The sequence below is a fragment of the Paenibacillus sp. FSL W8-0426 genome (assembly GCF_037969725.1).
Lineage (GTDB): Bacteria > Bacillota > Bacilli > Paenibacillales > Paenibacillaceae > Paenibacillus > Paenibacillus hubeiensis.
In genome coordinates, this window is record NZ_CP150203.1 from 1,711,115 (window position 1) to 1,734,538 (window position 23,424).

General features: G+C 50.6%; 29 protein-coding genes. 26 read left to right on the forward strand and 3 right to left on the reverse strand.

Annotated features, from left to right (window positions below):
- The first annotated feature begins 17 nt into the window (after positions 1-17).
- The 7 genes from MKY59_RS07845 to MKY59_RS07875 all read left to right on the forward strand — a co-directional run bounded on the left by MKY59_RS07845 (position 18) and on the right by MKY59_RS07875 (position 5,487).
- Positions 18-626, forward strand: coding sequence for an HD domain-containing protein (locus MKY59_RS07845; RefSeq protein ID WP_339276966.1), 609 nt, complete (start codon positions 18-20; stop codon positions 624-626).
- 10 nt (positions 627-636) lie between these two features.
- Entirely contained in the window at positions 637-1,113 is a 477-nt protein-coding gene (locus MKY59_RS07850; RefSeq protein ID WP_339276968.1) for an NUDIX hydrolase, read from the forward strand.
- A gap of 125 nt (positions 1,114-1,238) precedes the next feature.
- Positions 1,239-2,030 carry a hypothetical protein gene (locus tag MKY59_RS07855; protein ID WP_339276969.1) on the forward strand — a complete coding sequence of 264 codons (792 nt, stop codon included), beginning with the start codon at positions 1,239-1,241 and terminating at the stop codon, positions 2,028-2,030.
- Between the two features lie 46 nt (positions 2,031-2,076).
- Entirely contained in the window at positions 2,077-2,772 is a 696-nt protein-coding gene (locus tag MKY59_RS07860; RefSeq protein ID WP_339276971.1) for a zinc dependent phospholipase C family protein, read from the forward strand.
- Positions 2,773-2,800: 28 nt separating this feature from the next.
- A complete protein-coding gene (locus MKY59_RS07865; RefSeq protein WP_339276973.1) occupies positions 2,801-3,361 on the forward strand; it encodes a GNAT family N-acetyltransferase in 561 nt (186 codons plus the stop codon).
- Between the two features lie 45 nt (positions 3,362-3,406).
- Positions 3,407-3,934, forward strand: coding sequence for a PH domain-containing protein (locus MKY59_RS07870; RefSeq protein WP_339276974.1), 528 nt, complete (start codon positions 3,407-3,409; stop codon positions 3,932-3,934).
- Positions 3,934-5,487 carry a PH domain-containing protein gene (locus MKY59_RS07875; protein WP_339276976.1) on the forward strand — a complete coding sequence of 518 codons (1,554 nt, stop codon included), beginning with the start codon at positions 3,934-3,936 and terminating at the stop codon, positions 5,485-5,487. Before MKY59_RS07870 ends, MKY59_RS07875 begins: the two co-directional genes overlap by 1 nt.
- Positions 5,488-5,997: 510 nt before the next feature.
- Here MKY59_RS07875 and MKY59_RS07880 read toward each other — a convergent pair.
- Complete coding sequence (locus MKY59_RS07880) at positions 5,998-7,158, reverse strand: glycosyltransferase family 1 protein (RefSeq protein ID WP_339276978.1); 1,161 nt, start codon at positions 7,156-7,158, stop codon at positions 5,998-6,000.
- A gap of 268 nt (positions 7,159-7,426) precedes the next feature.
- Here MKY59_RS07880 and MKY59_RS07885 point away from each other — a divergent pair, with 268 nt between their 5' ends.
- From MKY59_RS07885 to MKY59_RS07900, 4 genes are all read left to right on the forward strand, one after another.
- Positions 7,427-7,999 carry a Clp protease N-terminal domain-containing protein gene (locus tag MKY59_RS07885; protein WP_339276979.1) on the forward strand — a complete coding sequence of 191 codons (573 nt, stop codon included), beginning with the start codon at positions 7,427-7,429 and terminating at the stop codon, positions 7,997-7,999.
- Positions 8,000-8,010: 11 nt separating this feature from the next.
- Entirely contained in the window at positions 8,011-8,571 is a 561-nt protein-coding gene (locus MKY59_RS07890) for a hypothetical protein (RefSeq protein WP_339276981.1), read from the forward strand.
- A 215-nt stretch (positions 8,572-8,786) separates the two neighbouring features.
- On the forward strand, positions 8,787-9,080 hold the full coding sequence (locus MKY59_RS07895; protein WP_339276982.1) for a hypothetical protein: 294 nt from the start codon (positions 8,787-8,789) through the stop codon (positions 9,078-9,080).
- 18 nt (positions 9,081-9,098) lie between these two features.
- The gene (locus MKY59_RS07900) at positions 9,099-9,410 is read left to right on the forward strand and encodes a hypothetical protein (protein WP_236416124.1); all 312 of its coding nucleotides are present in this window, start codon (positions 9,099-9,101) and stop codon (positions 9,408-9,410) included.
- A gap of 145 nt (positions 9,411-9,555) precedes the next feature.
- Here the strand turns inward: MKY59_RS07900 and MKY59_RS07905 are convergent, their stop codons facing one another.
- Positions 9,556-10,329 (reverse strand): sporulation protein, encoded by a 774-nt coding sequence (locus MKY59_RS07905; RefSeq protein WP_339276983.1) that lies wholly within the window; start codon positions 10,327-10,329, stop codon positions 9,556-9,558.
- 182 nt (positions 10,330-10,511) lie between these two features.
- On the opposite strand from MKY59_RS07905, the gene MKY59_RS07910 reads away from it, so the two are divergent.
- Genes MKY59_RS07910 through MKY59_RS07920 form a run of 3 tightly spaced genes read left to right on the forward strand, consistent with a single transcriptional unit; the run spans position 10,512 to position 12,223 of the window.
- Positions 10,512-11,189: a class I SAM-dependent methyltransferase gene (locus MKY59_RS07910; RefSeq protein WP_339276985.1), complete on the forward strand. Its 678-nt coding sequence runs from the start codon at positions 10,512-10,514 to the stop codon at positions 11,187-11,189.
- A gap of 30 nt (positions 11,190-11,219) precedes the next feature.
- Positions 11,220-11,675, forward strand: a complete 456-nt coding sequence (locus MKY59_RS07915) for a hypothetical protein (protein WP_339276987.1) — start codon at positions 11,220-11,222, stop codon at positions 11,673-11,675.
- Entirely contained in the window at positions 11,672-12,223 is a 552-nt protein-coding gene (locus MKY59_RS07920) for a GNAT family N-acetyltransferase (RefSeq protein WP_339276988.1), read from the forward strand. Before MKY59_RS07915 ends, MKY59_RS07920 begins: the two co-directional genes overlap by 4 nt.
- Here MKY59_RS07920 and MKY59_RS07925 read toward each other — a convergent pair.
- Entirely contained in the window at positions 12,205-12,858 is a 654-nt protein-coding gene (locus MKY59_RS07925) for a hypothetical protein (RefSeq protein WP_339276990.1), read from the reverse strand. The two genes, MKY59_RS07920 and MKY59_RS07925, sit on opposite strands and share 19 nt — an antisense overlap.
- A 239-nt stretch (positions 12,859-13,097) precedes the next feature.
- Between MKY59_RS07925 and MKY59_RS07930 the strand changes: the two genes are divergently transcribed.
- The 12 genes from MKY59_RS07930 to MKY59_RS07985 all read left to right on the forward strand — a co-directional run bounded on the left by MKY59_RS07930 (position 13,098) and on the right by MKY59_RS07985 (position 23,287).
- Positions 13,098-13,628, forward strand: a complete 531-nt coding sequence (locus tag MKY59_RS07930) for a YfiT family bacillithiol transferase (protein WP_339276992.1) — start codon at positions 13,098-13,100, stop codon at positions 13,626-13,628.
- A gap of 4 nt (positions 13,629-13,632) precedes the next feature.
- A complete protein-coding gene (locus MKY59_RS07935) occupies positions 13,633-14,142 on the forward strand; it encodes a GNAT family N-acetyltransferase (RefSeq protein ID WP_339276994.1) in 510 nt (169 codons plus the stop codon).
- Positions 14,143-14,516: 374 nt separating this feature from the next.
- Complete coding sequence (locus tag MKY59_RS07940) at positions 14,517-14,918, forward strand: hypothetical protein (RefSeq protein WP_236416113.1); 402 nt, start codon at positions 14,517-14,519, stop codon at positions 14,916-14,918.
- A gap of 22 nt (positions 14,919-14,940) precedes the next feature.
- Positions 14,941-15,717, forward strand: a complete 777-nt coding sequence (locus tag MKY59_RS07945) for a class I SAM-dependent methyltransferase (RefSeq protein WP_339276995.1) — start codon at positions 14,941-14,943, stop codon at positions 15,715-15,717.
- 73 nt (positions 15,718-15,790) lie between these two features.
- On the forward strand, positions 15,791-16,480 hold the full coding sequence (locus tag MKY59_RS07950) for a response regulator transcription factor (protein ID WP_236416111.1): 690 nt from the start codon (positions 15,791-15,793) through the stop codon (positions 16,478-16,480).
- Positions 16,477-17,481: a sensor histidine kinase gene (locus MKY59_RS07955; protein ID WP_236416109.1), complete on the forward strand. Its 1,005-nt coding sequence runs from the start codon at positions 16,477-16,479 to the stop codon at positions 17,479-17,481. Before MKY59_RS07950 ends, MKY59_RS07955 begins: the two co-directional genes overlap by 4 nt.
- Before the next feature lie 100 nt (positions 17,482-17,581).
- The gene (locus MKY59_RS07960; protein WP_339276996.1) at positions 17,582-18,337 is read left to right on the forward strand and encodes an ABC transporter ATP-binding protein; all 756 of its coding nucleotides are present in this window, start codon (positions 17,582-17,584) and stop codon (positions 18,335-18,337) included.
- On the forward strand, positions 18,334-20,259 hold the full coding sequence (locus tag MKY59_RS07965) for an ABC transporter permease (RefSeq protein ID WP_339276998.1): 1,926 nt from the start codon (positions 18,334-18,336) through the stop codon (positions 20,257-20,259). The genes MKY59_RS07960 and MKY59_RS07965 overlap by 4 nt, the downstream gene beginning before the upstream one ends.
- Before the next feature lie 493 nt (positions 20,260-20,752).
- Positions 20,753-21,685, forward strand: coding sequence for a hypothetical protein (locus tag MKY59_RS07970; protein ID WP_339277000.1), 933 nt, complete (start codon positions 20,753-20,755; stop codon positions 21,683-21,685).
- 86 nt (positions 21,686-21,771) lie between these two features.
- The gene (locus MKY59_RS07975) at positions 21,772-22,272 is read left to right on the forward strand and encodes a GNAT family N-acetyltransferase (RefSeq protein ID WP_339277002.1); all 501 of its coding nucleotides are present in this window, start codon (positions 21,772-21,774) and stop codon (positions 22,270-22,272) included.
- Positions 22,273-22,314: 42 nt separating this feature from the next.
- Entirely contained in the window at positions 22,315-22,752 is a 438-nt protein-coding gene (locus MKY59_RS07980) for a GNAT family N-acetyltransferase (protein ID WP_339277004.1), read from the forward strand.
- 112 nt (positions 22,753-22,864) lie between these two features.
- Positions 22,865-23,287, forward strand: coding sequence for a hypothetical protein (locus tag MKY59_RS07985; protein WP_339278351.1), 423 nt, complete (start codon positions 22,865-22,867; stop codon positions 23,285-23,287).
- Positions 23,288-23,424 lie beyond the last annotated feature (137 nt).

Below are 23,424 nucleotides of genomic sequence, written 5' to 3' on the forward strand. Positions count from 1 at the left end.
CCATGGAGGATAGCGATATGAACGAAGCCTTGCTGGCGGAGATGCAGTTTTTGATCGAAATCGACAAGTTGAAAACGATTGAACGGAAAACAAGGATCATGCATGGGGACAGGCTGGAAAACGATGCAGAGCATTCTTGGCACCTGGCCATGATGGCACTGATTTTGCATCGGCATGCAAACCATGATATCGATCTGTTGAAAGTGTTCAAAATGCTGCTCGTCCACGATCTGGTTGAAATTGATGCCGGGGATACGTTTGCTTATGATCTGAAAGGGCATGAAGACAAGCACGAACGTGAATTGCAGGCAGCACGCCGACTGTTTGGTATGCTGCCACCGGAACAAGCGGATGAGTTGATGGGGTTATGGGTGGAATTTGAGGCCAAAGAGACACAGGAAGCGCAATTCGCGGCATCCTTGGACCGGTTGCAGCCGCTCATACATAATTACCGAAACGAAGGCGATACATGGCAGAAATATGGCATTACAAGCGAACAGGTTACGAATCGAAACCGGGAGATCGAGAATGGCTCCGAAGCGCTATGGGGCTATGCTCAGGAGCTTATTCGCAGTGCAGTAGAACGGGGAATTCTGAGGTCGGAGTACGAACAACAGAACCACTGAGGAGGAGACTATGGGATACATTATGGAGCTTCGGGAAAAGGTTGGGTCTCGTCCACTGATTATGGCCGGTGCGAGCGTGCTCGTTTTCAATGAACTTGGCCATTTGTTGTTGCAAAAGCGTGCAGACAGCCTGGATTGGGGCACGATCGGAGGTTCATTGGAACCGGGCGAATCTCTGGAAGAAGCGGCGCACAGGGAGCTTTGGGAAGAAAGCGGTTTAAAGGCGAACACTCTGCAGCTGATCACCGTTATATCGGGAGCGGATGCGTATTACCAATATCCCAACGGCGATGAAGTCTACAACGTTACGGCCGTCTTTAAAGCGATTGGCATCGAAGGCACCCCTGTCCTGATGGACGATGAGGGATTGGAGCTCCGCTATTTTGATTTGAACGAACCTATTCCGAATCTTAACTCCTATGCAGCACATGTACTAAGCGAATCGGGATTCCTTCAGAACGTGCAAAAGGAGGGAGCAAAGGTATGACGCAGGATTTCTATTGCGAAGAAGTTCTTAAGAAATCTCGCACAATATTATCATTTTTCTCTCAGTGAATTGCTCATTCGTCGCCGGTATAATTGGGCTATACTTCCAATAAAGTGAGGATGAGCATGATGGATGCTTTTCTGGAACAGATTAATGAGTTGAATGAGCTGCAAAAGGAACTGGTGCAGATTCATCCGTTGTTTACGAATCACTATCCGATCGTTGTGGCCAATGAAATGTTATTATACATGTATGATTATTCGCCTGAGAAACAGCAGTACGAGTGGGTCAAAACGGTACCGGATGACCTGAATATTCCCGAAGGATGTTTGGCGGCAATGCCGGTTCATCATTTGAATGAACGTACGTGCGCGATCGTCACCGATGAGGCTTTTCAGAGCTTTGAGATGAAAATATATTTGTTCCATGAGTTCGTGCATTGCTACGTTCACGAGCATTATGAACACATCGGAGACCGGGTTGAAATCAAACGCACCATGGAGAAAAGAAGGCGAGTAACGTGGGAGCTTGATTACGAGTTCCCATATGACGATGAAACCATCGTGCAGCGAATCGGGATCCTGCAGGATGCCCTGAAAGATCAAAAGTTGGATCGCATTCGTCAGGCCAGACAAGCCTTGTTCCAGGCATTAAGCGAGGAAGCGGGCGAATACTGGTGCTGGCTGGAGTGGAACGAAGGTTATGCCAGATATATCGAGAACCGGATTCGCAGCCGTTTCGGCCTGGCCCTTAACCATTTGGGAGAAGATGCGCCGTATAATCGTCTTCTTTTCTATGAATGCGGCTCTGAATACATTCGCTTGCTGATCGAAGGCCATTCAGAACTCCATACCGACCTTGAGCAGCTATTCGACATCCTTCAATCCGAACGATTGGAGCAGCTTCAAACGCATTAACATGTGAATGAAGGATCGTGCCTTAACGAAAAAGGGGGATAAGAATATGCCTTTGCCGATGGTTCATCTGAATATCGCTTCATTACTGGCCAACAAGTGGCATGTCGGTGAGCACCAAGGAGCGTTCTATCTGGGGAATATCGCGCCCGATTCGATCCATATGCGGGATGGAGCGACGCGCGAAGACAAACGGCATACGCATTTTGAGCCCAAGACCGAGGGCGATTACATGGCAAGGCTGCAGGAGCGTTATTCAACGCTTGTCGAGCAAACCAATGACGAAGGGCGAAAGTGGTTTGTGCGTGGTTATTTCATGCATGTGCTGACAGACTACATATGGTTTCGGAGCGTACATCCGCAATTCGTGAAAGAAGTCACCGGCCTGGAGCGGGATGAGGGGATGAAGCAGGCACGGGACCAGTTGAACCGCTTATATTATCAGGAAACGGATCAGGTTGACTTCGACCTGTATCAGCAGGCGGAGTGGAGTTCCGAAGTGTGGCAGTGGCTTGGCCGGACCCGTGGCTACGACATGCAGGATCTCCTGATAGCCGACGAGATGGAGCGCTGGCGGGATCGCACATTATCCTTTTTGAAGGAAGGATCGCAGCAACCCGGCATTGTTCCGCAGTACATTACGGCCGAAATCGTTGAACGATTTGTGTCCGAAACGGCGAAGCGGCTTCAAGCCGTGCTTCAGGCGTGGGATGCCCGAATCCCTCTCTTAGAACAGACATCCTAGAATGATTGAACAGAAAGAGTGAGACGACATGACAGAACAGATTGTGATCCAAAAGCTGGCGCCTTCCGACGTTGAGGGAGCGCATCAAGTATTCGAAGCCTCCATCACAAGGGCGTTTGCGCAGGAGGGGCTGGGTTCGCTGCAGGACGATATCCGCCATGAGATCGAACAGAAAAAGGAGCTTCTTCAGGCTGCATTGCAGCAATGGAATGTGCCGGAGGCAAACGTGTTTTTCCTGCTGGCCAAGCATGAGGGGCGCGTGGTCGGCACGATATCGTATGGGCCTTGCGGCGAGGAAATCCGGATCTGCACGGATCAGCGAATTACGGAGATGGGCGAGCTCGGCAGTTTATACATTTTACCGGAGTTTCAGGGGCGGGGGATCGCTTCGAAATTAATTCGGGCGCTGGCGAGCGAGTTGGACCGCCAAGGAATCCGCCAATTTTGTCTGGATAGCGGATATGGGATTGCCCAGCAGAAATGGCGGCGCAAATTCGGTGAACCGTATGCCGTCGCCGAGGACTTCTGGGGAGAGGGAGTCCATCACATGGTGTGGCTGTGCAATGTGAAGGATTATGCGGTAAAATAAAAATTCCGGAAGATGACGATCTGTATGATGCAGGGGTCATCTTTTTTGTTAACGAACCATATGAAAGGAGTGTTGTATGCCATGCAGTGGAACCTGCCGGAGCAGCGGTTATCTCCGGATGCGGTCAACATATGGAGAACGAGCGCGTACATAAGCAATGGAATTGGATTCATCATTCTCGCCGCATTGCTGGCATTGGATCACGTTTTTGACTGGTGGACATGGATAGGTTGGGTGTTGTGGATCATTGCAGGGCTCTCAGTACTGTATGCGGTTTGGGAAATATGGATTCATCCTTCATTATTGTACCGGTATTGGCGTTACGACGTGAGTGAAGAGTTCCTGCAGTTGAAGCATGGAGCCTGGAAAAGGGTACACCAAATTATCCCGATGGCCAAAATCCAGTCGGTCACGACGGAGCAAGGACCTTTGCTGCGCAGATACGGATTGTATTCCGTCTCGGTCGGCACCATGGGTGCGTCCCACCGCATTCCGGCTTTGTCGGAGGACGTGGCGGTGGCGCTTCGGCAGCAGATCGCTTCCTATGCAAAGATCAACGAGGTGGACGAGTGATGGAGAAGAAACGACATCATCCGCTCAGCATCGTATGGGGAATGTGGAAGCTTGCGAGAAACAGCGCTGCGTTTGTGATCTATTTGTTTGTTGTCCGTTACGATACCGAAGCGAAATGGGTTACGTACGGGCGATGGATTTTCTATGCTGCCATGGTCATCGGCGTTGTTTCGGTGATCTGGAAATGGTATGCCGAGCGTTATGAAACGGACCGGGCGGCATTTCACGCCTATGAAGGCGTGTTTAACCGAAAGAAACGTACGATCCCTTATACGAAAATCCAGAATGTGCATCGGCATACGTCCTTGTTCCATCGTTTGTTTGGGGTGACGTCCATCCGTTTCGAGACAGGCACCAAGGGAGATGAAGCTGCGTTTCATGTTCCGGTGCTGACGTTGGCTGAAGCTGGGCGATTGGAACAATGTGTGGTGGGGGCAACGTCCAACGCTGCTGCCGCAAATGCAACGTTCATGAACGCTTCGGCTGCAGGTGAGGATGCGCAAAGCAATCTGGCGGTAAATCACGTGGAGGAAAACGAGACCGCACATTTTTTGAAGCAAACGGAGCAAGCCAAACGAGCTATTCACTTTGAATCCACGCGCCGGGATACGGTGAGAGCTTCTTTTACGTCACTCAGCTTCCTGGTGCTGATCCCCATTCTGGGTTCGTTGTATTCAGGCATTCAGGATTTTTTCCCGGATGAAACCGTGACGCGAAGCTTTTTGCTGACTTGGCTGGATCAATGGTGGACGGCTGCCATTCTTATCGTGGTGCTGATCATCATAGCCATGCTGGCGGGCATGGTGCATACCTTTATAAAGTATGGGAATTACCGGATTACATCCGATGATTCACGGATTTATATCACCAAAGGCATGCTGGAGCAATCGGCATTCTCGATTCAGAAGCAGCGCGTACAGGCGGTGAAGATCACGCGAAGTCCGATGAAACGGTTGCTTGGCTTGGCCGAAGTGGAGTTGGTCACGGCGGGCGGCGTTGGTGAAGATGAGCAGGAGGTAAACTCGCTATATCCATTTTTGCCGGTGAAACAGGCTTATGCCATCATATCAGAGATTTTGCCATCGTATGAAGTCAGTGAAGACATGCAGAGGCTTCCAACCAAATCGCTATGGTTACGTTTGCTTGCGCCCAGCTGGATATGGCCGATTGCTACAGGGGCACTCTGGTATTTCAAACCGGTGTGGTTGGGTCAGGAAGGTGCGTGGTGGATGGTGTCGGCCCTGCTGCTGGTGTTGATCGTGACAGGGCGGGTCGTGGAATTTTTCCATACCCGTTATGTATTGAACCGGAACTTCATCCAATTGCGAACAGGGGCCTTCACTTCGACGTTGTTCATCTCCAAGCGGGAAAAAGTGATCGAAGCGCGCATTACGCAAAACGGGCTGCAGCGCTGGTTCGGGGTGGCATCCATTCAGACGGTGAATCGTGCCAAACCGGTGGTTCATCAGGCCGTTAAGGACGTCCCGTCCAATATGGCGGAGGCATTCCGACTTTGGTACGTGGAGCGGACACGAGACGTGCAGACTCGTTAAGCTTTATAACAAACAGGTGCAGAAGCAACGCCGGTTGGCGCTGTTTATGCACCTGTTTTTTCAATGAAGCCGCCTAGAAGTTATGGCACCGCATTAAATGTTTCATTCGGACCATTATCATTTTCATTCATATACGTTCCGTTTTTAGTAATCGGATAGGTAAATCTGCCCGTGATGCTCATCTCCGCCTGCACTTCCCCGGTAATAACCTCCCAACCACCAACATACGGATAGGTCTTCAGCGTGGCTTTTTGAGAAAGATAGGGCGTAACTTCGAAAATGACATGGGACGACTTATCTACCCGAATTCCGTCCCCATGCATTTCGGCGACAGTCACAATGGAATGGCAGGAACTTGTTGCGAACCTCGCTTTATAGCTGCGGGAAATGTGCTTGGCTGGTGTGGGTCAACCGGCAGCAGCACCGGGAACCATCTGTTAACGTACAATTTTTCCGGCAGTCTGGTACTTATGCGAGCACTTTGCCCAAGGGATTTTCAAAATTAAAAAACTATCCAGCCGTAATGATGCGCTGATTGGCAGATCTGCCCCGGCGCTCCACGGCTTCTTCGTAATCTTCAATCAACTTGTCAAAAATCTGCTCCCAAGAACGCTGCTCCGCCAAACGTCTGCCTTCAAGACCCATGCTCCGCAGCGCTTCTTCGTTTGCTCCCCAATATGAAATCTCCCGAACCAATGCCTGCCCGTCGCCAGGTTCGAACAGGATGCCATTTCGGTGTTGTGTTACGAGGTTTTTGACTCCACCTGCGTTGGCAACCATGGCAGGCAGGCCGGAAGCCATGGCTTCCAGCACGACATTGCCGAATGTTTCGGTAGGGGAAGGAAATACGAACAGATCTGCCGATGCATACATCGTGGCCAAAGCTTCTCCATGCAAATAACCCGTGAACGTGACGTTGGACGGTGCGCCTTGACGAAGTTTGGGAAGCTGCGGACCGTCTCCGACGATGACCCAGTGCACGCGGGATTGCATTTGTTCCGGCAAATGCTGGATAGCGTAGGCGAGCGTGTCGATATCTTTTTCGGGAGCGATGCGACCGACGTAGAGAAGGATCAGCGGGGCGGAGATATTGTATCGTTGGCGAATGGATGGAGTTCGTTTATCAGGGGTATACAGCTCGCAATCAACTCCGCGCGACCACAGCTTCAAGCGCTGAATGCCTTGCTGACGCAGCTCCTCGAAGGTTTCCTGGGAAGGCACCAAGGTGGCGTCGCTTGCCCGGTGAAACCACTGAATATATTTCCAATAGAGCGGAATCATGCTTTTGAGCTTGTAATATTCGAGGTATCGGTCAAAGTGGGTGTGGTAGGAGATGACGTGCGGCAGATGATGTTTGAGGGCGTATTTCAGGCCGGGAAGCCCCATATTGAACGGGGTGGCGATATGCAGTAAGTCGGGACGAAAGGCTTGCAGTTCCCGATGAATGACCGTTCGGCTAGGAAGTGCAATCCTGCACTCGGGATACAGGAAAAAGGGAATATTCGCAACGCTGTGCACCGCCGTAGCATGATTTCCGTCAATGACCGACTGAGGGGTAAACAACAGATGTTCAATGTTCCTCCGGTTGAGGTGTTTGCTCAGGCGGTGCAGCGTGCCGGCAACTCCGTTCGTGTCCGGAACATACGTGTCGGTAAACAAGGCCAGGCGCATCCAGATGATCCCTCCCGTGACTCTTGATGCCAAGAGCATAACAGCAGAACGTTTTCCGCGGGTTAACGGGAAGTAAAATTCCTATTTAGGAAACGAACCATGAGGGTTTCGTTTGCGTTTAGTACATAAGGCGTGCCTCTATGGATGACGCGATTGCGCATATTATAAAAGGCGAAAAAAGGTTCGTTCGCCTGCTGCACCGGACCGGCGTGGCTTCCGCCTCATATTCTGCTATGATGGAGTACATAGAGACAGGAGGCTTGGATGATTGATGGAACGATTGAAAGAGGAATTGCGCGAGTTGCTGCCGTTGGAGCAGTTGGAAGAGATGACGGGGGAAGAGATCGTGGGCTCTGTGGCGATGGATATGTATCGCACCGAATTCGCGACCGTCAGAGCGGGAGGCCCCGAGCTTCCGCAGCTGTTGCGCGACATGATGCTCATCATCGACCTGGATACGGAACTGACGATGGAGGGCATTTCCGGTTACTTGGAGAATACGGCCGGACTGCAGCTGGCGGAGACGATTGCGGCCATGCAGCGTATTGGGCATGAAGAAGATGCGGCGATTCTGGATCGGATTCGAGAGATGCTGTCTGCGACCGGAGTGACTCCTGATCAGCTGAGAGCAAACGTTAACGAACAGCAAGAGTATGATATTACGAGTTTGCAGCAAACGCATGGTCAGGTCATCGGCGATTTAATGCAGCAAGTACAGGAGGAAGCCGAGAAGCTGAGTCTGCTGGTGGACAACGAAGGAGCGTTTGAGCGCCTGTTCGATTATGCAGAGGCGAACAAGGAGCAATTAAAACAGGAGTTGGAACAGATCTTGTCCAAATAATGGGGGATGTGATGGACCTGGCTTCGAACAAACCTTTTGTCATCGCGATTGCGGCAATTTCGGGCGGCGGCAAAACAACCGTTGTAAGCGGTTTGGCAGAACGCTTGTCTTGCCCGGCTTTGTCTTATGACGACTACGATTTGGAGGGTCCGAACGATTTCATCGCATGGACGCGTCGTGGCGGGGATTGCAACGAGTGGAACGTCGAACCGATGGTGACGGATTTGAGGCAATGGTTGGATAGTCCGTCTTCGACACCCGCTTATATTTTGCTGGACTACCCGCATGCATATTTGAATGATCGGATGAAAGATTTCATCGACCTGGCTATATTCATTGATACCCCGTTGGATGTAGGGCTGTGCAGAAGGGTTGCCCGTGATTTCTCCGATGCTGCGGCAGACGACATCCGCGAAGAGCTTGCACGATATGCGGGAGGTGCCCGCGAAGCATACCTGATCATGCTGGAGACGGTTAAACCCGCTTCGGACGTTGTGCTGGATGGAACGCTGGAGCCGCAGGTGTTGGTGGAACAGATCCTGAATATGCTTCCGCCAGCAAGAGCTATTTAAGTTGGACTAAACACTGACCTGACAACGGAGAAGGCAGAACCAATCTGGAGAAGCGAAGCGTCCGGCTAAAAGCTTTCTGAAGGAAAGCTGCATCGAAGGGAAGGCGTATCCCCGGATTTCAGGGAATGCCAAGAAGTCTACTGCAACCAAGAATTCGCTTGCTTGAAAAACGTCATGCCATATCGGATCTGAAGACGAATATCGGAGGAGAAGCGATGAGATTCAACAAAAGGTTGTTGCTTGAAACGATCATTGTCTGCTGTCTATTGCCTGTTCTGCTCGTGATCGGGAGTATGATTTATGGAATGCTCATGACGAGAGCTTATGTTCCCGATGTAACTGCATCGTACATGGCGGGTTCGCCGCTCCCAAGCCAGGTTTCATTCGGGAGCATTGCCGTAATGGGCGGTGTGATGGAATACGTAACGGCAGCAGCCGGATTGCTGTTGTTTGGCGTTGCGTATTATGGGGTACGTTCGTTCATTCAGCGTCGTATGCAGCGATCCTGAGCAGAGGAGATGTCCGCAATGTTGATCAAAAAAGCGGTATTCTGGCTGTCGCTGCTTAGCTTGACGCTGTGTGCCATCAACAGATTCGGATATGATGAACATAACATTTTATTAATCGGATTGAATCCGATCTTAAACGCCGCTGCGTATACCGAACCGCTGCGCCATTGGATTTTTGATTATGAAAATGTGTCACGACCGTATGACAGCGCAGCGATCAACGTGTTGTATCCGGCGTATCTGCTGCATTGGCTGTCGTTTATGCTGACGGGTTATCTCATCGATTTAGGCATTCGCCTTCTGAAAAGGAGGATACGACCTGCGGCGTGATACGAGATGGCTTTTATACGCAAAAAGCGTGCCCGAATCCGTGGTGAGCGGAACCGGGCACGCTTTTTTACATCTTCTATTCCAATGTCATGGACAGTGATCGTTTATATTGGGTGTTACGGGTTTGCAGCGAATGTTCCATAGGTCATATGTGCTTGGAAATGATTTCTTCCAACCCTTGCGCAACAGAAGCAGGTCCGCGCTGCAAATGTCTGGCTTCCAGCGTAAAGCGGACATAAGTTTCGTCCGTACCCATCGCTTCCGAGAAAATGCCTGAGAGGCCGCGAGCGCGTCTGTCGATCTGCATCAGCAGTTCGAGCGTATTGCCCATTGGATAGAACAGTACCTCGATCTCATCCAGATAGCCCCGGAATTTGCTGGTCGGCACAAACTCGAATTCCTGCACAAACGGCAAATTGCCGCCAAGCCTCGGTGCGTAGTCATTGGTCACCTCGCGCAGCCTGAATCCGAGCATATCGATGGCATCCAGCACGACACCCATTTCCTGGGTAGGCACGACCCGAATCAGATCGCGGTCCGAAGGGTCCAGCGCACTGGAGATGTCGAGTCCGGTTTCGACCCATACTTCCGCGCTTTGAAGCGTAAGCGGCAGGTTGTCTGGCAGGTCGAACGAAAAATGTTTTTCCAGACGTTGGCCAGGCTGAAGCGTAAAACGGTCGGTCAACAAATATTTGGCGACCACCGCAGTCTCTTTGTGTTTCCGATCGTCGCGCTCCCGAATATAGTGAGTGTTAATCGTGAGGTAGATGCGGTCTACATTTTGTTCGACATCTCCTCCTTGTATGTATACGGTTCCCGAGAGAACGCCGCCCGGAATCACTTCCGGCGTATCCAATTCCGTATTGACTTTGGCGGCACCTACACCTACGCTGGCTAACATTTTTTTAAAAAAGGACATGCTCTCAGCCTCCACATGATATTTGGTATTTGCTAAGGAATAATTGCGACTTCGTGCTTAATACGCCGGTTAGAGGATCGCCGTTTCAAAAATGTTTCCATGGTCGCCCGGTCAGATATTTACAGGGAAAATCAGGGACATGTAGAATGTTGTGTAATGCACCTTTTGAGGGAGGGATCGCCATGGGCATGGAATGGTACGACATGATTGCCAAACGGAACGGAGGTTACCGGGGAAGAGCGAATTTCAAGATCGAGGGCATTTCGGCGGAACAAATCTATGAAGAACAATTGATTCGAATGCTTCCGGCCTATGATTCCGTACTGGACGCCGGTTGCGGGCACGGGGAGTTTACATTGCAAATGGCGGCTTATGCGGCCCGGATCACAGGCTTTGACAACTCGAAGGGATTGCTGGCCATCGCGCAAAGGGCACTGGCGTCCAGCGGCGTCACAAACGTGGATTTTGTCTACGCCACAACCAAAACCGAACTGCCTTTTGAAGATGGACAATTCGATCTGATCTATGACCGCAGGGGGCCGACCTCCATCCTCGAACATAAGCGGGTTCTGCGCAAGGGCGGCGTGGTCTTTGGCATTCATACGGATGTGAGCAAAGTGAAGGAACGATTGCTTGCGAACCAGTATGATGCCATGGAAATCCGGGAGTTCAATGACGCTTGGGTTGTATTTTCGGATGAAACGCAGTTTGCGTTGTTTCTATCGGATGCCCCGGGCAATCCGGACTACACCGTGCCTGAGATGAGGGAGCAGCTTGAACTGCGGGTGAGGGAAAATACGGTGGATGGCCGCATCGCGGTCAGGGAACGCAAATATATCTGGAGAGCAGAGAATCATTGATGCATGCGTGCGCAAAGGAGTGAAAACGGAATGTCCCACAGCAGGGAAATGACGGCGGAAGAAGCGTCCCGGGAGGGCGTGAAAACGTATTATGAGCAGATGGCGAACGGGGAGAAAAAGTACAAAATGCTGGGCGATGACGGCAGTTATTATTGCAGAACGGCCGCTTCTTCGGAAGGAGCCTGGCAAAACAGCCATGTCCATCACCAGGTCACGGAACATTATTTTGTGCAATCCGGTTGGATTGCTTATGCTGCATGTGCTGAAAAGGATCAAGCTGCCAGTGTCAGCATCCTCAAGGCCGGAGACCATGTCATTGTGCCGCCAGGCGTACAACATAATGTATATATGGCTCCGCACAGCGTGATCCATACGATCAAATTCGGTGCCAATACGGCGGGAGACTGGCACGCTTCGCCTGAGCTGGATCAATTCACGCGCAATCTGACGGAGAGCGAACTCCTTGGGAGGTTTGCAGAACGATGAATGTATTTCGGAAGAATGACATCACCGTGCGCCAATTGAACCGTGATGATGAGAGGCACCTCGTTCGCTGGTTGTCTGACCCGGCGGTTCTGCAGTATTACGAAGGCAGGGATCGGCCGCATGATGCACAAATGGTAAGGGAGCATTTTTACGACGAACAGGATGAAACCATCCGTTGTATGGTCGAGTATCGGGAACGCCCCATAGGATATATTCAGTACTATCTGCTTGAGGAAAACGAACGACACGAGTACGGGTATGATGATGTGGACGAAATCATTTATGGAACGGATCAATTCATTGGCGAACCGGACTATTGGAATAAGGGCATCGGCAGTTTGCTCGTGCAATCCATGGTGGCATTTTTGGTGGAACAAAAGAAAGCGCAGCGTGTCGTGATGGACCCTCAAGCGTGGAACGCGCGGGCAATCCATTGCTACGAGAAATGTGGATTCCTTAAGGTCAAGCTTCTGAAGGCCCATGAATGGCACGAGGGTGAAATGAGGGATTGCTGGCTGATGGAGTACCGTCATTCATCGCCAACATAGTATGCAAAAATTTGATCCACCGGCTTAAAGTACAAATATCCGTCTTCCCAGGGCTGAAAGTGCAGATCCATACGGGAATCCTCCCAGTTCTCCGGTGTCCCTTTGGTGGCAAGCCGTCCGGGAACGATCGGTTCTTCAATCACCTTCGGAAACTCCTGGTAGCCGAACAGCAGGTTTTCGTGCATCGCAATAATTTCATACTTGTCGGCATGGAATGCACGCTCCTCCTGAAGCTGATAGTGATAATAAATGTAACTCGCCATCATCTCCCGCTTCAGAAATGCAATTCTTCCCGCACGGCGCTCTACCGGTGCTTTGCGCAGCCAATGCTCCTTGCTTGCGGGTTCGTTGAAGTGAAACACATTCACCATGGGGATCCATGTTCTGGGCTTCGCTTCTCCGGGCCAGTCGACAAGGTGGGGGGCCAGCTGCTGAACCGATTCGAGCGGGTCCGTTTCCGCTTCCATGCATTCAAAATACAAAAAGACATTGTTCTGCCAAGCGAATGCCGCTGCCGTCATGAAGACGCCTTCCCTGACTAGTTGGCGCACGGAATCTTGCTGCTCCAAAGCCAGTCTGCCGCTTGCTTCTTGACCTGGCTTCCATATTCCGCGGAACATCCTGCGGATGATCATGATGTATCCCTCCACCCGTTCTATTTTACACGTTAAAAATTCGCCGAATTTCCTGAAGCCGTCGTTGCAGTCCATGCTGTTCAACTCATTTTTCCAGTTTCCCCTACAGTTTAGTTGGAAAGGATGGGTTGGTCAACCGCTTACATGGTTCGGTATTGCACAACGCTGGGTCATTGTGCGAACATGATATCATCATCCATTGGTTTGAATTTTCTGGTAGAAAAGAAGGAGGAACAGCTATGACACAGGATTTGAGATATCCGGTTGGCACGTTTGTACATACGGGAGAAATTACTCCCGGGCAGCGGCGGTTGTGGATTCAGGACATCGCGGAGCTGCCTCAAAAAGCGCGTGAAGCCGTGAGCGGATTGAGCGAAGAACAGTTGAACCTGCCTTATCGTGAAGGCGGTTGGACGATTAGGCAAGTCGTGCACCACATGGCGGACAGCCACATGAACAGCTTGATCCGTTTCAAACTGGCACTCACGGAAGAGACCCCGACGATTCGTCCATATTATGAGGACCGCTGGGCTGAATTGGATGACTCCAGCGAACTGGATATTGAAGTTTCACTGCGGCTGCTTGAATCTTTGCATCAGCGCTGGGTGTATTTACTTCAATCGTTGACGGACGAGGATTATGCCAGAACGTTCTACCATCCGGGCTCGCAGGAGACCACACGTTTGGACTACAATCTCGGCGTTTACGCCTGGCACGGCCGTCACCATGTGGCGCATATCACTTCTTTGCGAAGAAGATTGGAGATATAATCGGGTGGATATTCAGATCAGGTTGCTGAATGATCAACGAGATCCGGCCATCATTTCGCAGGCTTTTCGCGATCAGGGATGGGAGAGGTCGCCTGAGCAATATGTCCGCTATTATATTGAACAGGAGAACGGGGATCGCGTGACGTTGGTTGCCGAACTGGACGGCGTTTTCGCCGGATATGTCAACGTGTTGTGGCATTCCGATTATCCCGCTTTCCAAGCATCGGGGATTCCGGAGATTAACGATTTGAACGTGCTGATGCGATATCAGCGCCAAGGCATCGGCACCAGGCTGATGGACGAGGCGGAGGCGGCGATTCGTGAGCGGACGGATACGGCGGGCATCGGCGTGGGCATTTTTTCGGACTATGGAAAAGCGCAAATTCTCTACGCCCATCGGGGTTACATCCCGGACGGGAAAGGGATTTACAAGCACGACCGTTATCTGAAGTACGGGGATGAGATTGTCATTGATGATGACGTCATTTTATATCTTACGAAAAAGCTCAAGTAGAACTCTCCGGGAAGGCGAACCGATGCCTGCATATGCCTGATCGTGCGGCAGAATTTCCGCGCTGGAAGAGGGATGAGCTTGAACGCTTTGACGAGTATTGCGAACGTTTCGATCGGGAGATGAGTGCCGGCTGGTCCCGGATCGTTTCGCAGGTCGGGCATCATCGCACTGGCGGAAAGAACGGACGAATCGTGACCACATTCAAAGGCGTTTCGAAGCATAGGTTTTCCTATGATTCAGAACGCTTTTTTTATTCTAAAATGCATTGGTTTGTTCATGGTTGAAGCATGAAAAATAGAACTATACTGGTTGAAAATGTTATAATGGAGTGTAACGATTTACTAGGGAAACCGGGCGAGGGGGAGGTGGTTTGCGTGTGGGAAACGTATGAATCGAGACGCGGACATGTGCAGGATTTCGATGTTCGTTACCGCTTCTATTCGACAGAAGAAGGCGGACGCAAGAGCCTGCCCTTTCAAGGATACCGGTGCGATTTTCTATATGAAAATGAAGATCCCAAAGTAGACTCGCTATACATGATCCATCCCGAATTCGAGGATGAGCACGGAGCGCTCATGCTGGACATAGACCGCCCGGTGAACCGGGAAGGGACGGCGCGAATGTGGATTCTGATCCCGGAGATGAGGGGAAGGGTGCATCGTGACCGGATTAAAACGGGAACCAAGGGTTTTTTTATGGAAGGTTCGCGGCGCGTGGGTGAAGTGGAAGTGACTCGGGTAGTGGGGTTAATGACCAATCCTATAAAGGATACATAACGACAGCAAGATGGGTGATGGCTTGATCGGAAACGTTGAACCGATCGACATCTTTAATCTGAGGGGAGCCATGGTTATGGAGAAAACGATTAAAAGCGTGCAGGACGTCTTTGAAATGCTGGATGCGGAGTTTCGTTCGCCGGAGCAATTTTGGGAACCGTTTTATGCGGATCGCAGCCGCCCCATCCCTTTCTTTTCGAACAAACCGGACGAAAATCTGGTGGAGTACGTGACATCCAATCTCTTGTCTGGTGACAAGGCGTTAGAACTGGGATGTGGCCCAGGGCGAAATGCGTTGTATCTGGCCAAACAGGGGTACCGCGTGGATGCTTACGATTTGTCCGAGACAGCCATTGCTTGGGCCAAGGAACGTGCTGCTGCTGAAGCGCAGCTGGAAGTGCATTTCGAATGCAAATCCGCGTTCGAGTTGAACCCTGCAGCACAATATAACGTCGTCTATGATTCAGGCTGCCTGCATCATCTGCTTCCGCATCAACGGATACCGTATATCGACATGATCCACCGGGCATTGGTGCCGGAAGGCATGTTTGCGATGACTTGCTTTGCGCCGGGATATGGTGGACAAGGCGGGCCTGAGAGCGTGATGAACGACTGGCAGGTCTACGAGGAAAAATCGATGCGAGGCGGCCTGGCCTATACGGAAGAGAAGCTGCGATACATTCTGGGAGACAGATTCGAGTGTGTCCGTTTTCGTGCAATGCAGGCAATGGAGCCGGATGATTGGCGATTCGGAGTACCATTTCTATGGACCACGCTTTGGAAAAAGCGGGAGATGTAAGTTGCATGTTTACAATGATACAATCGTACAAGAAGTTTCTATTGTTTTTTGAAAAGGAATGATCATCAATCCTATGTTTAAAATCATGTTCATCGAAGATGACGAATCGTTGTTCACCGAAATCAGGGACAGACTCGGACAGTGGTCTTACGACGTGCACGGCGTGAATGATTTCGACAAAGTGCTGCAACAATTCATCGCCATTCAACCGCAGCTGGTCATCATCGATATTCAGCTGCCCCGGTTCGACGGGTTCCACTGGTGCCGGATGATCCGCTCCCATTCCAAGGTGCCGATCATTTTCCTGTCCTCTCGCGATCATCCGACCGATATGGTGATGTCGATGCAGATGGGGGCTGACGATTACGTGCAGAAGCCGTTCCACTTCGACGTGTTGATCGCCAAAATTCAGGCCACGCTGCGCAGAGTGTACAACTACAATGCCGAGCAGGCCGAACTTCGCGCCTGGCGGGGAGCTACGGTCGAGTATGTGAAGAACGAGCTTGCCTGCAACGGGCATACCGTGCAATTGACCAAAAATGAAATGTTTATTCTCAAACAGCTGGTCGAGCGCAAAAACCGGATCGTCACGCGGGAGGAACTGATCCGCAGCCTGTGGGACCACGAACATTTCGTCAGCGACAACACGCTCACCGTCAACGTCAACCGTTTGCGCAAAAAGCTGGAGCCGCTCGGCCTCGATGCCTATATCGAAACAAAGGTTGGCCAGGGTTACATGGCGACGGAAGAGGGAGAAGCATGATTTGGCGTTATCTGCGCGAACGAGTAAGCTGGCTGCTGCTGCTGCTCGCATTGCAAGCGGTGATCTTGTTCGTAGCCTATGTGGATTCAAGCATTCCGCTGCAGTCCTTGCTTTACGTCGTTGTACTGAATGTCGTGATCTGCATCGTATTCGTGTGGGCAAGATATCCGGCGGAGACCCGGTTCTACCGTCGGATGGAAACATGGGATCACACCTATGATCTATCTGAACTGGGCTCCCCCGGCAGCCCGCATGAGCAGATCGTGCACGATGCCGTCGTTGCCCAGACGGAGAGATACCGGAAAGAATCGACGGCCAACATGCTGCTGCTGGAGCAGGAAAAGGATGAGATGGTGGCCTGGATCCATGAGGTGAAGACACCGCTTACCGCCCTGCAGCTTATGATTGAGCGGATGCCCGACGACAGGCTGAAAGGCCAAATGACCTACGAATGGGTACGCATCCATCAGCTGTTGGATCGGCAGCTCCATCAGAAGCGCATTCCGTTTATGCATAATGATCTGTTTATTGAACCGACGGAGCTGGAACCGATCATCCATGCCGAGATTCGCGCCATACGGTCATGGTGCATCTCCAAAGGCATCGGTTTCGAGGTGGAGTTGGCGGAATCCCACGTACTCACCGACGGGAAATGGCTGGGATTCATCCTGCGGCAGTTGCTCAGCAATGCGGTGAAGTACAGCCCGTCTTCCGACGTCGTCATTGCCAGCAGGGCCGTTCAAGGGCATGTTGTGCTGACTATTCAGGATCGGGGGCGAGGGATCGACGCCCGCGATTTGCCGCGTATTTTCGATAAGGGCTACACGTCGGCGCAAGGGCGCATGGAAGGCGCGGCAACGGGAATGGGGCTGTACCTGAGCCGACAGGTCGCCGAGGCGCTTCGCATTCGACTGGACGTGTCATCCGTGGTTGGGGAAGGCACCCTGGTCACGTTGACCTTTGCGCGGGAGAACGAGATGGCGCACCTTTCAGGCATGTGACAGCATTGTCACATGCTTTTTCATATTGTTCGGCGAAACGCAGGATGGTGTGCGGATTTCACTTTATGATGGAAGCATACCTAAGAGGAGTGGATGGGACATGTCGATACTGGAAGCAAAGAGAATTCATAAGGTTTACGGCAACAAATGGAATAAGCAGGAGGTGCTGCGCGGTATCGATCTCGGCGTAGGCAAGGGCGAATTCGTCGGCATCATGGGACCTTCCGGCTCGGGGAAGACCACGCTCTTGAACGTGCTTTCTTCTATCGATCGCGTCAGCCAGGGCACCATCGAGATCGAAGGCCAGGAGTTTACAGGCATGAAGGAGAAACAGCTGGCCGAATTCCGCAAACGCCATTTGGGATTCATTTTTCAGGATTACAATCTGCTGGATACGTTGACGGTCAAGGAAAACGTGCTGCTGCCGCTCTCGATTACCGATCTGCCTAAACAGGAAGCCCATCGGAGGTTCGAGCAGATCGCCCGAGAGCTGGGTATCTATGAATTGAAGGACAAGTACCCGTCCGAGATTTCGGGAGGGCAGAAGCAGCGGACATCGGCCGCGCGGGCGTTCGTTCATCAGCCAAGCATCATTTTCGCGGACGAACCGACGGGGGCGCTCGACTCCAAGTCCGCTTCCGACCTGCTCGGCAAGCTGAGCGACATGAATCGGACGCGCCAGGCGACCATTATCATGGTGACGCATGATCCGCTGGCGGCGAGCTATTGCAGCAGAGTCATTTTTATCCGCGACGGGCAGATCTATACGCAGCTGCATAAGGGAGATGAGTCGCGGCAAGCGTTCTTTAACGGCATTATCCAAACGCAAGGCGTGCTGGGCGGTGTGCAGTCGTGAGTCTCAATCAGATCATTTTCCGGAATTTGCGCAAAAATTTGAAAAATTATTACCTGTACGTTTTTGCGCTGATTTTCAGCGTGGCGCTGTATTTTTCGTTTGCTACGTTGCAGTACGATCCCTCCATGGACGAAGTGGAACAATCGACAAAAGGAGCTGCCGCCATCGGCGCATCATCGGTGCTGTTGGTCGTGATCGTCGGCATTTTCCTGCTGTATGCCAACACGATTTTTATCAAGCGGCGCAGCAAGGAGATCGGGCTGTTTCAACTGATTGGCTTGACGAAAGGCCGAATTTTCCGCATTTTGACGGCAGAGAACGCGATCCTGTATTTCGGGGCCATGGTGATCGGGGTGCTGATCGGATTCATCGGCTCCAAGCTGGTGCTTATGATTCTGTTCAAAATATTGGAGATCGAGGCGATCACGAAGCTCTATTTTTCGCCGTTGGCCTTGGCGCAGACGGTTGCCGTGTTTGCCGGCCTGTATGTGCTCATCATGCTGATGAATTACACGTTCATCCGTGCTCAGAGCATTCTCTCCTTGTTCAAGGTTACGTCGACTGCGGAGCAGCGGATCGGCCGCATGTCCTTCGGTCAAATTGTGATGGGGCTGTTGGGGATTGGATTGATTGCTTACGGTTACGTGCTGTCCGCACGCATGTTCAGCGGGGAAGTGCTCGATATGCAGCAGTTGATGTACACGATGCTGCTGATTCTGTTTTCGGTCATTCTGGGAACATATCTGTTCTATAAAGGATCGGTAAGCTTTGTATTCAATCTGATTCGCAAAAGCAAACAGGGTTACCTTTCCATTAATGAGGTTCTGTCCCTGTCCTCCATCATGTTTCGCATGAAATCCAATGCGCTGCTGCTTACGATCATCACGACGGTGTCCGCACTCGCCATCGGCATGCTGTCACTGAGTTATATTGCGTATTACTCGGCCGAAGCACAGGCCAGGGAAAGCATACCGGAGGATTTTTCCTTTGCGCAGGCGGAGGTCATGGAATCGTTCGTATCGTCGTTAAAAGAGAAAGGCATTGAGGTTGAGGTGCAGCATAGGCAGCCCATATATATCGAAATTGATGCCAGTCAGGTCATGCATGATTCCTCCGACGGAGAAATGTTGTCCAGTTCCGTAATTAGCGATGCCATGGTCGGCGATCTGGACGTGAAGCCTGGCGAGGTTGTATTCATGGGGTATGGCAACGTGGTGAGACAGCTGATATCCATCGAGGAACAGGGACCGATCGTGCTGCACGGACTGCACCAGGCCCTGGATCAGCAATTGGTTGGCACGTCCAAGCAAGGCGTACTTCCAACCTATTACACCAAAGGTACGCCTGTTGCTGTCGTCGACGAGACCGTCTATGCCAAGCTGGTGCAGGATCTTGACCCGAAACTGCAGAAAGGGGAGCCGACCGATTATTATGGCGTGCGCATTATCGACCGGGGGAAAACGGAAGAGGCATATGGCGTTTTTCAATCACAGAAGCTGGAGGTGCCGAACTTCTCGCAAATCGAAATGCGGAACAATCAGCGCACCACCATGGGGTTGATCATGTTTATTGTCGGTTTCCTCGGTTTGACGTTCCTGATCACGTCAGGCTGCATCCTGTATTTCAAGCAGATGAACGAAGGCGAGGAAGAGAAGGACAGCTACACCATTTTGCGCAAAATCGGGTTCACCCAGGGCAATCTGCTTGGTGGCATTCGCTTCAAGCAAATGTTCAACTTTGGCATCCCGCTTGCGGTGGGGTTAAGTCATAGCTATTTTGCGGTCAAGTCCGGCTGGTTTTTCTTCGGCACCGAGTTGGTTACGCCAATGGTCATTGTCATGATTGTGTACGCGCTGCTGTATTCGGTCTTCGGGCTGTTATCGGTGTGGTACTATAAACGTGTCATTAGGGAATCGCTGTAGCCGGTGGAGGAAGTTAGACGGAGTTAATCGGGATGTTGCTACCGAAGCCCTCAAGCAGCAATACCGTGATTTCCAAAATCTGTAGATAGTCGCATTTTACGATGTTGAATATGAAAAAAACTAGTAGGGAGAATGTACCTACTAGTTTTTTTGTGTGATGGACTGCTATGAAGTGCGGACCCTCTAAAAATTGGGGATAGCAGCGACGGGGAGAGGGGACTGCGTTCGCAGTGGCCTTGTGTGATTGATTAGTGAGGTTTATATCGTTTTATGTTGGGAAATGAACAGGCTGAGAAAGCCAAAAATTCTTTTTATATCATGAATAAATTGCTATTATGAAAATAGGAATTTTGTCTAGGGTGAGATACATAACGGTATATTTGAATATGTTGAACAAAGTTGCATTGCTTAGCGTATGGACTGACAACTGCAATTAACTTCAGACTGGTACGATTTTATGAAAGAAAAGCAAAAAATCAATGGAGGTTCTACGATGCAAGTAATAAACGGCAAATATATTTTGAGTGAAGATGAATTTCATCAGTTTGAAACGTTTATGCAATATGGGAATTTGAGAGATGCAAAATATGTTTTTGTCGGTATGGAGGAGGGATTATGGCGTTTTAATTATGACGAAAATTTAGAAGGAAGATTAGGTTTCCTCTCTCAACATCATGAATTTGTTCATTACGTAGACGAGAAGCATGGATATGAAGGGGGTTGGTATGTTACAGATACACATTCCGCTCCCGCACTTCTTACAGCTATAAATGGTAGTTTGAAAAAAAGGGGCAGGCCGGAAAGCTGGGAACTGGATAGAAAAATCGACCAAACGATGCGTATGCAAATTCGCTTAGCAGCTCTGCTTGAGGCAAACCTTGATTTTTCAGTACTAAAATATTTCACAAAAAATGATGACTATAGCACGTATCCCTTACATAAAAGGGACGGGGAAACAGCAATGTTTGACTGGTATCCGCTTCCGAAGAAAAGCAAAACGGATTTCCCTTATGTCGTTTCAGGAAAATTCGAAAACAGCAGAGAGTATTATAATTACTATGATAACCATGCAACCAATAGAAAACAGTTGATAAGAAATCTCTATGATCATTATCCGATGAATATAAGCATTATTTATGTTGGGAAAGACCGGGGACAATTCAAACTTCTTAAGCACTATGAGGACTTAGGTTTTGAATTTCATGAGTATAGCACTGGGACGATCCCTTCAGGCTTAGATTTACAGCCCGGCAACAAACCAAAAATGTTTATGATCGGTCGAAGAACCAGAGTGGATGGCCACTTGCAATTAGCTGTGATGACACCATTTTTGGGGATGGGGCAGTGCAGTTTCGATGACATAAATGTTATAGCGGCATGGTTGCATTTGGAGCAAAAAAAGGGTGCAAAAAAGGGCGGTATTTAAAAAATAGTCTGGCATAAATTATGTCTTTACGAATTTCAAACTGCTGGCAAGAAGAAGATAAATCGAAAGCAAGGTGGGGAAGAACCATGTTGACCATTCAACAAGCCGAACTTCAACACAAATCAACGCTGCGCAATCTGTTGGAGCTCTACAAGTATGATTTCAGCGAATACGACCCGGAGGACGTCAATGAAAACGGATTGTATGAATATATGTATCTGGATCATTATTGGACAGAACCGGGGCGACATCCGTTCTTGTTCAGGGTAGATGACAAGCTGGCCGGATTTGCGCTCATTCGCGAACTGCAGCAAGCAGGGGAAGAGAGCGTATACGAAATGGCCGAGTTTTTCGTGATGCGGAAGTATCGAAAGCAGGGCGTGGGCGCGCAAGCAGCCGTTCAACTATTCAATCGTTTCAAGGGTACGTGGAAAGTCGCCGAAATGGAAGAAAACGTGCCTGCCCAGCATTTTTGGCGCAAAGTTATTGCCGGTTATACCTGTGGAACGTATGATGAAATTCGGGAAGAGGGCTGGGAAGGGCCGATTCAGCAATTTTCCAATCTACGGATTTCGAAGAGCGGCTGACACCGCAACAGTAAACGACATAATCGAAGGGGAGCATGCCGGATGGTTACCATACGAAAAATTGAACAGCAGGATCTGCCTGCGCTCAGTCAGTTATATGATGAATTGATAGGTATGCCTGCCAATGTAGATCAGATGGAGCGTATGTTTCGTTTCATCGCGGAGAATGAGCAGTATTATTTGCTCGGCGCATTCCATGAAGGCAAGCTGGCCGGATCGGTGATGGGCATCGAATGCATGGACCTTGTGGGGGAATGCAGGCCTTTTATGGTCATTGAGAATGTGATCGTGTCGCAGCATGTGCGCAAGCAGGGGGTCGGACAGAAACTGATGGCCGAGATTGAGCGGATCGCGAAGGAGCGGAATTGTGGTTATATGATCCTGGTGTCCGGCGACCAGCGGAAGGAAGCGCATCGGTTTTACGAGAAGCTGGGCTTCGGTGACGAGAAGGTGCAGGGGTACCGGAAGCATTTTGACTGAAAATGGTGAAAGGCGGCGAAATTGATATTTTCCCGGAAGGATTACTTAAGAGAAAAGGCGAATAAGGGATAGACTCGAAAAGTAAAATTCTGGGGGTATTCGCTTGGTGAACATGCTCAAAAAATGGGCTGCTGCCTTTATGATCTTTACCTTGGTCTTGGCCGTCGTTTCGCCGACTTCCCATGCTGCCGCCAAATCGGTCAAAGTCACGGTGACCCTGGTAAGCGCTGAATTGGTGGAAAACAATTCGGTCGGCAACGAATGGGCTATTGCGGCAAGCGCGAACGGAAAGAGCCTGGACGAAGGCTCGTCCATCACGCTCAACCTGAAATCCACGGATACGCTGAAGCTGAAAGCCGTTGCCGAGGAGCAGGACAAAATTCCGGACGTGGGCAGCCAAACCTTGAACGTGAAGGTGTCCTCGATCACCAAATCGGTGAACAAAACGGTCAAGGTGGTCGTAACCGAGAACCGGGGCCGCTATTCCGGCAACACGGCGACGTGGGAGTTCAAGTTCAAGATCAGCAAAAAGTAAACGCCTTGCTGCTGTTAGGACATGTGCTGTGGCAAGAAAAGAGGGTGTGCGCCAAAACGCATGCTCTCTTTTTGCTTTTAGGTGAAAGGCCTAAAGGAATGAATAGGTTTCCGTGACCTCCTGTATTTGGTAGAATC